The organism is Nonomuraea spiralis, assembly GCF_014648435.1.
Lineage (GTDB): Bacteria > Actinomycetota > Actinomycetes > Streptosporangiales > Streptosporangiaceae > Nonomuraea > Nonomuraea spiralis.
The window spans coordinates 35876-49571 of sequence record NZ_BMRC01000024.1 but is presented as its reverse complement, the minus strand read 5'-3'; the positions used below and the strand labels follow the sequence as shown (position 1 = coordinate 49571).

At 72.4% G+C, this 13696-nt stretch carries 11 protein-coding genes; 3 read left to right on the top strand and 8 right to left on the bottom strand.

The annotated features are described in order from the left end of the window. Positions 1–36: 36 nt before the first annotated feature. From IEZ27_RS40065 to IEZ27_RS40030, 8 genes are all read right to left on the bottom strand, one after another. Positions 37–735: a class I SAM-dependent methyltransferase gene (locus IEZ27_RS40065; protein ID WP_189652051.1), complete on the bottom strand. Its 699-nt coding sequence runs from the start codon at positions 733–735 to the stop codon at positions 37–39. A gap of 5 nt (positions 736–740) precedes the next feature. After that, a complete protein-coding gene (locus IEZ27_RS40060; RefSeq protein WP_189652050.1) occupies positions 741–1973 on the bottom strand; it encodes a glycosyltransferase in 1233 nt (410 codons plus the stop codon). 106 nt (positions 1974–2079) lie between these two features. After that, positions 2080–4251 (bottom strand): hypothetical protein, encoded by a 2172-nt coding sequence (locus tag IEZ27_RS40055; protein ID WP_189652049.1) that lies wholly within the window; start codon positions 4249–4251, stop codon positions 2080–2082. Positions 4252–4374: 123 nt separating this feature from the next. Further along, positions 4375–5643: an acyl-CoA reductase gene (locus IEZ27_RS40050; protein WP_189652048.1), complete on the bottom strand. Its 1269-nt coding sequence runs from the start codon at positions 5641–5643 to the stop codon at positions 4375–4377. Next, positions 5640–6671, bottom strand: coding sequence for a LuxE/PaaK family acyltransferase (locus tag IEZ27_RS40045; RefSeq protein ID WP_189652047.1), 1032 nt, complete (start codon positions 6669–6671; stop codon positions 5640–5642). The genes IEZ27_RS40050 and IEZ27_RS40045 overlap by 4 nt, the downstream gene beginning before the upstream one ends. Then, a complete protein-coding gene (locus IEZ27_RS40040; protein WP_189652046.1) occupies positions 6671–7987 on the bottom strand; it encodes an AMP-binding protein in 1317 nt (438 codons plus the stop codon). Before IEZ27_RS40040 ends, IEZ27_RS40045 begins: the two co-directional genes overlap by 1 nt. Next, positions 7987–8745, bottom strand: coding sequence for an SDR family NAD(P)-dependent oxidoreductase (locus tag IEZ27_RS40035; RefSeq protein ID WP_189652045.1), 759 nt, complete (start codon positions 8743–8745; stop codon positions 7987–7989). The genes IEZ27_RS40040 and IEZ27_RS40035 overlap by 1 nt, the downstream gene beginning before the upstream one ends. Then, complete coding sequence (locus IEZ27_RS40030) at positions 8720–8968, bottom strand: acyl carrier protein (protein WP_125644530.1); 249 nt, start codon at positions 8966–8968, stop codon at positions 8720–8722. Before IEZ27_RS40030 ends, IEZ27_RS40035 begins: the two co-directional genes overlap by 26 nt. 162 nt (positions 8969–9130) lie before the next feature. Between IEZ27_RS40030 and IEZ27_RS40025 the strand changes: the two genes are divergently transcribed. The 3 genes from IEZ27_RS40025 to IEZ27_RS40015 are packed head-to-tail and all read left to right on the top strand — an operon-like array spanning position 9131 to position 13688. Next, on the top strand, positions 9131–10066 hold the full coding sequence (locus IEZ27_RS40025) for a hypothetical protein (RefSeq protein WP_229824774.1): 936 nt from the start codon (positions 9131–9133) through the stop codon (positions 10064–10066). Further along, entirely contained in the window at positions 10063–11778 is a 1716-nt protein-coding gene (locus IEZ27_RS40020) for a methyltransferase domain-containing protein (RefSeq protein ID WP_189652044.1), read from the top strand. Before IEZ27_RS40025 ends, IEZ27_RS40020 begins: the two co-directional genes overlap by 4 nt. A 29-nt stretch (positions 11779–11807) precedes the next feature. Next, a complete protein-coding gene (locus IEZ27_RS40015) occupies positions 11808–13688 on the top strand; it encodes a glycosyltransferase family 2 protein (protein ID WP_189652043.1) in 1881 nt (626 codons plus the stop codon). Positions 13689–13696 lie beyond the last annotated feature (8 nt).

Sequence of the window (13696 nt, the reverse complement as noted above, 5' to 3'; positions counted from 1 at the left end):
TTGAGACCTGTCCCGCCCTCCGACAGGTTCGCGGCCCTACCGGGCCGGCCTGGCCCGCAGGAACAGCGTCACACCCTTCAGCGACCTGACCGGGAGATGGCGTTCGGCGCGTACGACCAGCGACAGGCCGGCGTTGACCAGCGCGGGCGTCTTCTGCAGGTCGCTGCCTGTCGAGCGCCGCCGGTGCCGGGCCACCAGCGGCCGCAGCAGCACGTTCCAGCTCCACAGGCGTTCGACCGTCAGCCCGGCCTTCTCCACCACGTCGGTCAGGGTGTCGCGGTCGTAGCGGCGTACGTGGCCCACGGCGTCGTCGTGCGCCGACCACAGCGCCATGTCGCACGGGACGGCGATCAGCGTGTGCCCGCCGGGGGCCAGCACCCGGGCGATCTCCTCGGTGACCAGATGGTCCTCGTGGATGTGTTCGAGCACGTCGAAGGCGGTCACCAGGTCCATGCTCGACGACTCGAACGGCAACGCCCGCGCGTCGGCGCGTACGGATCTGAGCCCGCGCTCCCTGGCGATCTCCACGGCGCTCTCGCAGTAGTCCGTCGCGGTGGCGTCCCATCCGGCCTCGACCAGCACCCGCGTGTTCCCGCCGCCGGCCGCGCCGACGTCCAGGGCCCGCCCGGGACGGCCCAGCCCGCGCAACTCCCTGCGGAGGATCGCGCGGCGTTCCCGGTACCACCAGTGGGCGTCCTCAAGCGCGACCAGCCGGCGGATTTCAGTGGTGTCCATAAGGCTTATTTCCTCGTACGGGAGAAGACCCAGCGGTCGAGTGCGGTGAAACGGATCAAGGTGAGCAGACCATAGGTGGCGACCACCGCGCTCATCTCCATCAGCCGCCCGGCCCCCGGCGACATGCCGCGCAGCCCGAGCACGGCCGAGGTGGTCAGCAGGTAGTTGACCAGGAAGAGCAGCGCCGCCCGCAGATGCATCGCGGTACGCCGCCCGCCCAGCCGATTGAACGTCCACCGCCGGTTCGCCTCGGTGTTGACGAACCCGGTGAGCACGAGCGCGCCCAGGTTGGCCGGGGCGGGCGACCAGACCCCGCGCAACGGCAGGTAGATGAGCGCGTACAGCAGGACGGAGAACACGCCGATCGCGGCGAACGAGGTGAACTTCGCCAGCGTCACCGCCCGCGGCCGGGCGACCACGGCGTCGGGATGCGTCGGCGTCAGCTCCGAACGCGCCACCTCGACCTCGGCCCGGCCCGTCGACATCGACCAGGCGACCCTGGCCAGGCCCTTGAGGTCGTCGATCGCCGTCCTGACCACGCGGACGCGTGAGTCGGTGTCCTCGATCCAGTCGACCGGCACCTCGTGCACGCGCAGGCCGTTGTGCTCGGCCAGCAGCAGCAACTCGGTGTCGAAGAACCAGGCGTCGTCCTCGATCTTGTCCATGAGCGGCCTGACGACGCCGGTCCTGGCCGCCTTGAAGCCGCACTGCGCGTCGCTGAACCTGACCCCGAACCCGTACCTGAGCAGCGCGTTGTAGCTGCGCGAGACCACCTCGCGGCGGACCGAGCGCAGGGTGCGGGCACTGTGGGCCAGCCGGGTGCCGATGGCGATCTCGGAATGCCCGCTCGCCACTGCCGCGACCAGCGGGAACAGCGCGCCGAGGTCGGTGGACAGATCGACGTCCATGTACGCGACGATGTCGGCCGGGCTCTCCCGCCAGGCCGCCTTGAGCGCCGCTCCCCGGCCGCGGATGTCGAGCCTGCGGGCGTGCACGCGGTCGTGCTCGGCGGCCAGACCGGTGGCGATGGGCCAGGTGGCGTCGGTGCTGCCGTTGTCCACGACCGTGATGCGCCACGGCAGCGGGAAGTTGTCCTCCAGGAACCCGGTCAGCGTGCGCACGCAGCCCGGCAGGGCGCGCTCCTCGTTGAGCACGGGGATGACGATGTCGACGGTCGCCAGACCGGCCGAGGTGTCGAGTACGTCGGTGCTCGGGTCCATGGCAGCACGCGTGTCCATAGAGTTCCCTGATCGCTTGTGGCGGTAGGTCCACGGAAATGGTGCTGGGGACGTCCAGAGGGGCGCGTGCCGTTTCTGTTCACCATGCCATGAACGAGGGCAATCTTTACCCGGTCGTGAGCTCGTACACGGAGGAGTCGGCGTTCTGGAAGCGGAGCTTGGCGTATTTCCCCAACGCCGGATTTATGCCGGTAAATAGCCATTTGACGCCGTATTTCTGGGCCAGTCGGTGGACGTTGCGGGCCGACGGCTCCCGGAAGGCCGCGTCGTTGTCGGCCAGCCGCGCCTGGTCGGCGAACGGCACATGAAGGTAGGGGGTCACGAACAACTCGGCGCGCGACAGCGTGCTCTCGGCGTACCCCCAGCCCTCGACCAGCACCCGGCGCTCGGTGAACCCCGACACCCAGAAGTGCCTGCTGTCGCACGTACGGCGTGGGACCGGGTTGCGGCAGTGCAGGTCGGTGGCCACCACGTCGCCGGGCGAGGAATGGTCGCGCAGCCACCGTCCGGCCTCCAGCGCCCCGGTGGGGATCAGCCGCTCGCGCTTCCAGGACTCGGGCGCGACGTGCACGACGGTCTCCCGCAGCGAGGTCGGGCCGGTGTACCCGGCCAGCAGCGCCACCACCGCCAGCGCGAACCCCCTGCGCCGGAACGCCAGCACCCCCGCCGCCACCCCCGCGAGCACCAGGTACGGGACCAGCACCCGGACCAGCACCCCACCCGGCGGCTCCAGCCGCGCGGCCACGACGGCCACCGCGACCCCCAGCCCCGCCGCCCCCGCGACCACCGCCCACGGCACCCGCCGCCGCTCCAGCGCCGCCACCACCCCGCACACCGCCGCGATCGACAGGTACGGCCGCACCCCTTCGAGGAAGTAGAGCTGCGCGTCGGACGGATGGCCGAGCACCAGGATCGCACCGATGCCCGCCAGCCCGATCCCGACCGGCAACAACACCTCGGGATCCAGCAGCCGGCCCCCCAACGCCGCCACGCCACCCCACACGCAGACCAGGCAGAACAGGTGAAGACCGACGAACACCAGCACCGGCCCCCACGGCTCTGCGGCCAGCGCGGGCGGCGCGACGTCCGCGACCACCCCCCACAGCGTGCGCATCGTGGCGAACGGCGCCACCACCGTGCCCTGCGCCCCGCGCCCGAACACCACGAACTGCGCGATCAGCAGGCAGCCGAACGTGATCGCCGCCGGCACGACCCACTCCAGACGCAGCCGCCGCTCCACCGGCAACCGTACGACCAGCACGAACACCAGCCCGGTCAGCAACAGCGGCAGGAACGTGGCCTTCGCCCCGGTGAGCGCGAGCAGCAACACGGCCGCCGCCGTCCACCCCCTCGGCCGCCTCGCCGTGAGCACCAGCACCACCGGCGCGAACAACAACGCGCCGAACGTCTGCGTCGGGCTGGCCCACACGGTGAACATCGACCGCGAGGTGAACACCACACCCTCCCGCAAGGCCGGGGCGAACAGGAAGTACGTGACGCCGACCGCCGCGACCCCCGCACCCCACCGGCCGCCGAGCCGCCGCCCGAGCACCGCCACGAGCACGACCATCGCGAACATCATCGGCAACGTGGACAGCCGGTAGACCAGCGTCAGCGGCTCGATCCCGGTGACCCAGCTCGTGGCCGCCATCTCGGCGTAGACGAACCAGTGGTAGGACAGCCGCTCGCCCAGCACCGACGGCAGCGTGGGCGGCACGTGGTTCCTGACCTCGCCCAGCAGGGCCAGGTGGTAGGGCATGTCGACGTACGCGTCCGTGATCGGTACCCGGTAGAGCGAGCGGGCGCAGAAGGCCAGCAGGTAACCGGCGACCCCCGCCAGCGACCACGCGCACCACCAGGGCATCCGCTCCCGCCCGGCCCGGCCCCGCCAGTGACGCCGCAACCCGGGCACCGCGAGGAACGTCCCGGCCACCGCGACCGGCCATGCCGCCACGAGCAGCGGCAGGCCCGCCGCCCGCGCGGGGATGTAGAGCAGCACCTCGAACGCGTACCCGAGAGCCAGTCCGGCGGCCAGGTCCTCGGGCAGCGACCGGCCGCCGCCCGTACAGGCCCGCCACAACAACGTCCCCGGCAGCGCCACCCCGAGCCCGACACAGCCCCCGAACGCCACCAGATCACGGACCGGCACCCCGCACCACAGCAGCACCACCACGGCCGCGGCCAGCACCACCCCCGCCGGCACCCACCCCGACCCGGCAAGCCGCCACCAAGGCCGCCCGCCGAGCCGTACGACCTCCTCAACCGCCGCAACCGTCATCCCCCACCAAACCCCCCGACAACGACCACTCCACCCGCGCCCACCGAACTCAGCCCCCGGATCGGCGGGACGGTCGTCATCGGGACGCCGGCCCCGACCGCGGCCGGTCAGCCCGGCGCGGGCTCATCTGACCACGGTCACCAGCCGGGTGAACTCGCCCGGCAGATCGACCCCGTCCCACACCCGGTCGAAGCTCAACGCGCTCCCCACCGGCACCATTCGATCGACCCCACGCCCCCCGAGCCCCCTGGCCAGCTCCTCCAGCTCGTCCGGCGCGAACCCGAAGTGGGTCATCGTCTGGTCCTTACGCTCGACCAGCGGGATCAGCTCGGCCAGCGCCCGCACCCGCGCATGCGCGAACGTCCCGGCTCCCAGCCACCGCCGCGGCATCGCGGCCGCCGCGGCCAGCGTCACGTTGGCCAGCGCGTTGCCCCGGAACTCGATCATGTCCACCAGCCCGTCGGCGGCCAGCCCGTAGACCGACACCCGCTTCTCCACCGCCATCGCCGCGTCGACACCCCACCCGCGCCCGGCCAGCACCCGCGACACCTGCTCGGTGAAGTCCTCCCGCGCCGAATCGCAGTCGTCGTCGGCCCCCACCCAGAAGACCGTGCGGGGCGAGGAGCAGGCGGCCTGGTCGAACCAGTAGGCGTCGTTGACGAACCCCTCCGCCGCCGCCACCCTGGCCACTCGCGGCGCGCACAACCAGGCCGCCGCGTTCACCACCGCGAACGACGAACGATCGGGAAAGGTCAGCTCACGGGCGTGCGGCGCGAGCGGATGGCGGCGCACCTCGCGCACGGTGTCGTCGCCGCCCCAGACGACCCGCAGGTCGCAGGCGGCGGACAGGCCCGCGGTGACCGCCTGCGCGCGGCGGTCGTAGGACACGATCCGCTGCGTCGCCGCCACCACCGGATCGGCGTCGGCCAGCGCCTCGCGCAGCGTGTCGACGATGACCGTGGCGACCGCGCCCGCGCGCGGCGACAGCCGGACGACGTTGCGGTTGCCCATCAGGGCCGACAGGGCCCAGGAGTAGACGAAGACGGTGTCGACGTTCGCGGGCGGGAGGTGGAAGACCAGGCCGCGCGGCACGCGTACGTGATGGGTGCGCAGCCCTTCCAGGGTGCGGGCCAGCTCGCTCGGCCGCAGGAAGAACCCCAGCGAGCCCAGCTCGGGATGGCGGCGGGCCAGCGCGGGCCGCAACAACCGCCTGCCGAACGCCGTCAGGAACCCGCGCACCCGCTCGTCGCCCACCTCAAGGGGCACCCCCTGCCGCATCCCGGCGACCAGGTCCTCGACGCGGACGGGCGAGTCGCCGGCCGGGAAGCGCACCACGATCTCGGCGCCGCCGCCCACCCGCGGGATCCGGGCGGTGATCGATTGATCGGTCATCGGCCGCCCTGCCCGAACGTGTCGCTGCAACCGCGTGCCTCGGCCCGCGGCAGCCTGCCCAGCACGCTGAACCGCTTGCCCGGCCAGTGGCCGTCGTCGACGCCGTGCACCATGCCCAGGTCCTCCGTCAGCAGCGCGTGGCCGGGGTAGGAGGTGGGCAGCGTGCTGACCACCTCGATCAGGCCCGGCACACCTGGCGGGAGCTCCCGCCAGGTGTCGGGGTCGCGGATCACGACGTCGGCGAAGTCGGGGCAGTAGAGGCCGTCGCCGTCGGGGCCCTCCAGGAAGACGGTGCCGATCTGCTCGACCATGCCGTAGAAGTTGTGCACCCTGGTCAGGCCGCACTCGGCCGCCAGGCGCCGGCGGAAACCGTCGTTGTCGACGGCCTGCTCGGCCAGTCGTTTCCAGCCGCCGGAGTGGATCAGCACCCCCTGCGACAGGTCGGCCCCCAGGCCGAGCAGGAAGAGCCAGACCATGAACGTGAACCCGAAGATCAGGAACGGCTCACCGCCGTGGCGGGCCAGGAACGCCTTGACGGCCTCCGCGTCGACCTCGCCCCGCTCGTCGAGGACGAAAGTGTGGTCTCTGCCGAAGTTCATCATCCCGAGCACGCCGGCTCCCCGGGCGCTCAGGGTCGGGTCGCGCACGACCGACCGGCCGTCGACGATCAGCATCGGCAGCCGCCGCTCGCCCAGCACCGCCCGCAACGTCGCGGCCAGCATGCGCGGCTGCGCGGCTGCGGCCTCCCGGTCGAGGTAGACCCGGCTCGGCCGCTGCCCGGTGGTGCCGCTGGAGGTCAGCACCCGGAACACCTGCTCGGACGGTACGCTGCGCAGCTCGTGGGTCTTGAACAACCGCACCGGCAGCCACGGCAGGTCCACCACCCGCTCGTACGGCGGATGTGAGCCGATCGCGTCGAGGATCCGCCGGTAGGGCGCGCACGCCCGCCGGTGCCGCTCGGTCAGCGCCGCCAGCTCCCCGGCCAGCGCCACCTCCCGCGCGACCGAATCGAGCGTGAACACACTCATCAACCCGCCTCCGTGCGGGACTCCAGGGTGCGGTAGTCGATCTTGCCGGTGGGCAGCAGCGGCAGCCGTTCGACGGGGCGGACGTCGAAGCCGCTCCAGTGCAGCCGCAGCTCGGCGCCCAGCCGCCGGGCGAGGTTGCGGCACGCGGCGATGTCGAGCCCCTCGGCCCACACCGTCACCCGGTCGTCGCCGCTGGTCGCCGCGACGGGCACGGTGTCGCGCAGCAGGAGCTCGACGTCGTCGAGGTTGATCCGTACGCCGAAGATCTTGGCGATGCGCTTGAGCCGGCCGGTGATGTACAGGAAGCCCTCGTCGTCGAGCCGGCCGAGGTCGCCGGTACGCAGCACCCCGCCCAGGTCGTCGCCCCTGGCCAGGTCGGCGGCGCTGTCGGCGTAGCCCATCATCACGCTGGGCCCGTGGAAGACGACCTCGCCCTCGTCGATCGTCAGCCGCCCGCCGGGGACGGCCTGCCCGGCCGAGCCCGGTTTGTCGGCGAGCCGGTCGGGCGGCAGGACGGTGATGCGGGCCGTTGCCTCGGTCTGGCCGTACATGACGAAGAAGCGGTCGGCCTGGGCGGCGAACAGGGGCACCAGCTCGGGATTGAGCCGGCCGCCCGCCTGGGTGAGCGTGCTGATCGTGGGATGCTCGGCGCGGTCGAAGCGGAGCCGGCGCAGCATCTCGTACTGGTAGGGGACGGCCGCGAGCGAGGTGCACTTGTGCTCGTCGAGGTGTGTCCAGAAGGACCGTTCGAGCAGCCCGGCCTCGGTCAGGACGACCGTCGCGCCGGCGGCCAGGTGGCTGTTGAGCACGGACAGGCCGTAGCTGTAGTGGAGCGGCAGGCTCGTGGGCGCGATCTCGCCGGGCATGATCGACAGCGCCGAGGCGATGGCGGCGGCGTTGGCCGAGACGGCCTCGCGGGACAGGCGCACCAGCTTGGGGTTGCCCGTCGAGCCGGACGTGGCGAGGAGCACCGCCAGGTCGGGATGCGGGTCGGGGGCCGGGCCGCGGCCGGCCGGCGGGCCGTCGGCCACGTGGGTGAACCCCACCAGCGCCACGGGACGGAACCGGCTCACCAGGTCGGCCAGGGGCGCGGCCGACAGGTCGGGGTCGAGCAGCGCGATCGGCCGGCCGGTCTGCCAGGCGGCGAGGTAGCGCAGCACGGAGGCCGGGTTGTTGCGCATGCCGCAGAACAGCGGCCCGGGACGCAGCCTGGACAGCGCCTCGGCCACGCGGTTGACGCGCCGGGTCAGCTCGTCGCCGGCCAGGGCCTCCTGGTCACCGGCGGCGACGAGCCGGGCCTGCGGGGACGGGAACATCACGGCACCAGCCCGCCGTCGACCCCGAGCACCTGGCCGGTGATGAACGACGCGGCGGGCGAGAGCAGGAACGCGACCGACCTGGCGACGTCGTCGGGCCTGCCGAGGCGCCGGAGCGGGGTCGCCGTCACCGCCGCCTCGCGGGCTCCCGGCTGGAGCGTCTCCAGCATGTCGGTCTCGACGTAGCCGGGGGCGACGGCGTTGACCCTGATGCCCGCCGGGCCCAGCTCCTTGGCGGCGGCGAGGGTGAGGCCGATGACGGACGCCTTGGTCGCGGAGTAGGCCGCCTGGTAGGCGCCGCCGGCGCGGCCCATGACCGAGGAGACCAGCACGACGGCGCGGCCCTGCCCCCGCAGCAGCGGCCGGAACGCCAGTTGCAGCGTGTGGGCCGGGGCCACCGCGTTGGTGCGGTAGAGCTCGTCGATGGTCTCGGCGCGCGCCATGGCCAGCGGGCCGGAGGCGTGCACCCCGGCGTTGACCACCAGGGCGTCGAGCCGCCCGTGGCAGCGGGTGATCTCGCGCATGTGGCCGGCGACCACGCTCCGGTCGGCCACGTCGCCGTGGACGCAGCCCGTCGGGCCGCCGGTCTGCGCGGCGACCTCCGCGGCGGCCTTCTCCGCGCGCTCGGCGTCGCGGCCGTGCAGGACGACGGTGTAGCCCGCGGCGGACAGGGTGGTGGCGATGGCGCGGCCGATGCCCCTCGTCGACCCCGTGACCAGGGCGACGGGGGCCTCAGACCGCGGCTGCGCCGATTCCATGCTTCTCCAGCAGCTCGCCCGCCTTGGCGAACGAGCTCATGTCGATCATGTCGTCGGTGTCGATCATGATGGAGAACTCGTCCTCCATCGCCGCGATCAACGCCATGTGGGCCAGGGAGTCCCACTGGGGGATGCCGCGGTATTCGAGGCGGTCGACGTGGGCGTCGGCCGACAGATTGAGCGCCGTGCGGAAGACGGCCCGCAGGCGGTCGAGATGACTCATGATGTCTCACTCTCTGTCCTCAAGCCACGACGCAGTGTAGCGGGGATTGTGTTGACAGGAGAAACCAAGCCCCCGACGTGAGTAATGGAAGCGTATAACGGCGCGTGGTCGTCGTTCGGGGCTGGGAATGTCCCAAGGGGCGCGCCAACCGCTACAGGGGGAATGATGGACGAATCCAATCACTGGTACGGGCACTCGCGCATTCTGGGCAGGTACTGCGACCTGCCGGACGAGACGCCAAAACGAATCCAGGGTTTCCTTCAGCACGGATGGAACTATCTCCACGGATTTCCCCCGAACGACCATTGGTGCAGCCCGGGATATCCTCGTTTCATCTGGTCCGACGTGCTTCGACGCCGAGGCTGGTCGATGGGACGACGCGGCCACTATCTCATCGGCGCGCCCTGGATCTACCTCCTTTACCTGGAGTCCGAGCTCGGCGTGACCTCCGAGCGGAAGGGTACGATCTGGTATCCCTTTCATGGCTGGGAAAAGTCCTCCGTGAACGGGGACCACGCCCGCCTCGCCGACGAAATCCGAAATGTCGAGACCGAACCGGTAACTGTCTGCCTTTATTGGCTGGAATATGCAAATCCGGACATCCGGCGGGCGTACGAATCGAGGGGATTCAAGGTCATCTGTCACGGCGAGCGCGGCTCCCGGTGGGAGAGCAAGGGGCGCGACTTCCTGCGCCGGCAGCTGATCCAGTTGCGGCGCCACCGCAGGGTGGCCTCCAACCGGCTCGGCAGCGCGCTGTTCTACGGCGCGTCGGTCGGCTGCGAGGTGGCCGTGTACGGGGACCCGATGCAGTACGAGGACGAGCGCCCCGAGTACGGGGGCACGGCACGCCGCATGCGGCTCTGGCCCGAGCTGCACGGCACGCACGTCGATCCCGGGCTGGCCGCCGAAGTGGCGCGGCAGGAGCTGGGATTCGAATATCAGGCGACACCGGAGGAGCTACGGCGAATGTTCGGATGGAAGCGGGTGCCCGGGGGAGCGCCGGCAGGAGGAGGCGCGGCGGGGGCGAGGCGGCCCGAGCCCTCGGGCAGGGTGACCGCCTCCGGGCGGCCGGGCCCGCTCCGGGGGGCGCGGTCATGAGCGAGCGCGTGAACGAGGCGCCCGGCAACGTCCGGCTGATCGGCGGCGAGATGCTGCTGTGGTCGGACATGTCCCACATGGCCGGCGTCACCGACTGGCGCGGCGCGGCCCTGGAGCTGGTCAGGCGGATGATCCCGGGGACCGGCCGGGTGCTGCTGGTCGGGCCGCATTCGCAGGTCCTGGTCGACGACGTGGTGAGCCGCGCGGGCGAGACGGCCGTGCTGCTGCGCTCCTACCCCGACGCCTGCGCCCTCGGCGAACGGCACCCCGAGCTCGCCGTCCACTGCGGGCGGCTCGACGTGTTCGACGCGGAGGAGCCGTACGAGCTGGTGCTGGCGCTCGACGGGCTGCTGCGCACGCACTCGGCCGAGGCGCCCGCGACGGCCTGGACCGAGTCGCTGCGCGCGCTGTCGGCGCTCGTGGCGCCCGGCGGGCGGCTGGTGCTGGGCGTGCGCAACGACCTGGGCGTCGACCGGTTCATCGAGGCCAGGACCGCCGACCGGGAGGGCGGCGACGACCAGTGGGCGCCCCACGGGTTCGACCCGAGCTACCCGAGCGGGCCGGGCGCGCTCGACGGCGCTCTGGAGGGCGCGGGTCTGAGCGTCGAACGCTGTTACGCGGCCTATCCCGCTCGCCAGGCGCCCCGGGCGCTGCTCGCGCGCGAGGCGCTCGCCTTCGACCTGCCGGAGTCGATCACGTTCCCGCTGAGCGCCAGGGGCGGTGACCGGACGCTGGTGGCCGACCCGTTGCGGCTGACCCGGCTGGTGTTCCGCCACCGGCTGGGGGAGGAGCTGGCCCCGCTGTGGCTCGCCGTCGCCACGCGTCCCCCGGCGCCTCCCGGCCCGGCGTCCGCGCCGCCCGCCCCCGCGTCCCGGCTCTCGCCGTACGACGACGTCGCGGCCGACGAACCCTGCGGCGAGTTCGACACGGGCCCGGAGGAGTGGGAGGGGGTCGCGTTGCCGCTCGGGCTGATCGAGGAGGGCGCGGCCGTCCATGAGCTGACCAGGAGCGGCCTGCGGCGGCTGCCCGACGGCGAGGAGCACCCGGCCCCGGCGGGACGCGTGGTCGAGGAGATCCTGGTCGAGGCGTGCGCCCGCGAGGACACCAAGGCCGTGCGCGAGCTGCTGGCGGCGCTGGCCGACTGGCTGGAGTTCGACGGCGGGCCGTGCGTGGCCGCCGACAGCCTCGTCTACGACGGCGAGCGGTTCGCGGCCATCGCGCAGACCGCCACCCCGGCCGTCCCGCCCGAGCCGCGCGTGGTGTTGTGCCGCGTCCTGTGGCGCTTCGCCGTACGCCTGCTGGCCGCCGGGCACCACCACCCCTGGCCGTGGCCGCTCGAAGCCGACCAGCTCACGCTCACCCTCTGCGGCATGGCCGGCCGCCCCTGCGACCCCGGCGACCTCGACCTGGCCCGCAAGTACGACGCCGAGCTGGGCCACCCCGCCGAGCAGGCCGACACGCCCACCTACCGTGACCTGCTCGGCGCCCGCGACCGCCTGGCCGACCAGCTCACCGCGGCCCTGGCCAGGATCTCGCGCCTGGAGACCAAGCTCTCCTACCGCGAACGCGAGCTGGTCAGGGCCAAGTCCAAGGTGAGAAAGACTCAGCGCAAGGCCGCCGCCGTCCGGCGCACGCTCGGGTACCGCCTCTCCCGGCGTCTGGCCCGCCCGCGCAGGGTCGCCCGCAGGGTCATCCGAATGCTGTCCGGTTGACGAGCCGACGACAACGCTGAGGAGTGCATGTGCCGGTTATTTCGGTGATCGTCCCTTTCCACAACGTCGAGAAGTACATCGGTCCCTGTCTGGACTCCATCTCCGAGCAGACGCTGTCCGACCTGGAGGTCATCTGCGTCGACGACGGCAGCCGCGACGACGGGTACACCGAGGTCGAGGCCAGGCAGGCGGCCGATCCCCGGATCCGTCTCATCAGGCAGCCCAACCAGGGCGTCGGACGCGCCCGCAACGTCGGCCTGGTCCAGGCGACCGGCCGCTACCTGGCCTTCGTGGACGGCGACGACACCGTGCCGCGGGAGGCGTTCAAGCGGCTGGTGTCCTCGCTGGAGTCCACGGGCTCCGACCTGGCCTGCGGGAACGTCATGCGGCTCTACCGCAACCTGCTCATCCCCTCCTGGGCGCACCGGGAGGCGTTCGCGACGCCGGTCAGGCGTACCCACATCACCCGCCACCCGCTGCTGATCCGCGACCGCATGTTGTGGAACAAGGTCTACCGCCGCGCCTTCTGGGACCGGCTCGGCCTGAGCTTCCCCGAGCGCATGTACGAGGACCAGCCCGTCGCCATGGCCGCCCATGTGGGGGCCCGCTCGGTCGACGTGCTGTCCAAGGTCGTCTACCACTGGCGGCAGCGTGACGAGCCCGGCTCCTCGATCACCCAGCGCCGTCTGGAGCCGGGCAACCTGCGCGACCGGTTCCTGTCGGTGCTCCAGACCGCCGACCTGCTCGCCCGCGAGGCGCCGAAGCTCAGGCACGACTTCGACTGCGACACGCTCGACATCGACCTGACCGTGGCCGTCGAGGCGGCCGCGACGAAGGACGTCGGGCCCGAGCTGCTCGACCTGATGGTGCGCTACCTCGACGGCGTGTCCCGCGAGTCCTGGCTGAGCGCGCCGTTCGAGCACCGCCTCCAGGTCCACCTGCTGCACCGGCGGCGGCTGGCGGAGCTGGCCGAGGTGTTCGAGCAGGCCCGCGACGGGCGGTTGCAACCGCGCATCAACCCGTCCGGTCTCCTGCGCCGACGCTGGTACGGCCGCCACCCGGCGATGCCCGGCCACCTGTCGGAGGTCTCCGCCGAGCTGACCCTGACCGCCCGCCTGGTGTCGCTGGAGTGGCGTGACGGCGTGCTGACCGGCGTCGGCCGGGCGGCGCTCGGCCGCTTCGACGCGGGCGCGCTGCGCCGGGTGCGCCTGTCGGCCTGGCTGGCCGAACGCGCAACCGGCGAGATCATCCGCCTGTCGGACGAGGAGAGCGTCCCCGCCTGGGAGAACGCCGAGCTGGAGGAGGGCGTCACGGCGCCCGAGCACGCCTTCCCCTTCGCCTTCGCCTTCGACCCCGCCGCGTTCACGCCGGCCCAGCTCGCCCGGCGCGGCCACTGGAACCTGTACGTGCAGCTCAAGGGCCACGGGCTGAAGCTCGACGCGAAGGTGGCCGGGCCGCGCTGGTTGCCGCCGCCGGTGCCCGCGCCGCGCCGCAGGTCGGGCGTGTGGCTGGTGCCGGCGCGCAGTTCCAAGGGCGCCTGGGGGCTGCGGCTGCGGCATGCCCAGGCGGTCATCGGCGAGTGCCGGGTGGACGACGGCGACCTGGTCTTCTCGGGCCGGATCAACGACCTCGGCGACGGCGAGCCGGTCGTGCGGCTGCGGCGCAAGAGCGACGGCGAGGAGATGTACTTCCCGGTCGCGCTGGCCGGCCAGGACTTCTCCGCGCGGGTGCCGCTGGCCGGGATCGACGAGTGCGTCGGCCGCGAGTCGTGGTGGGAGGTCGTCCTCGACCAGGGCCGGCTCATCCGGCCGCTCATGCGGCGGGCCGAGCGCCAGGTCGCCACCGTCGACGACCGGCGCTTCCTCATCGACCGCAGCGAGGACGGCTGCCTGCTGCTGGCCGAACGCTGACCGCCGCC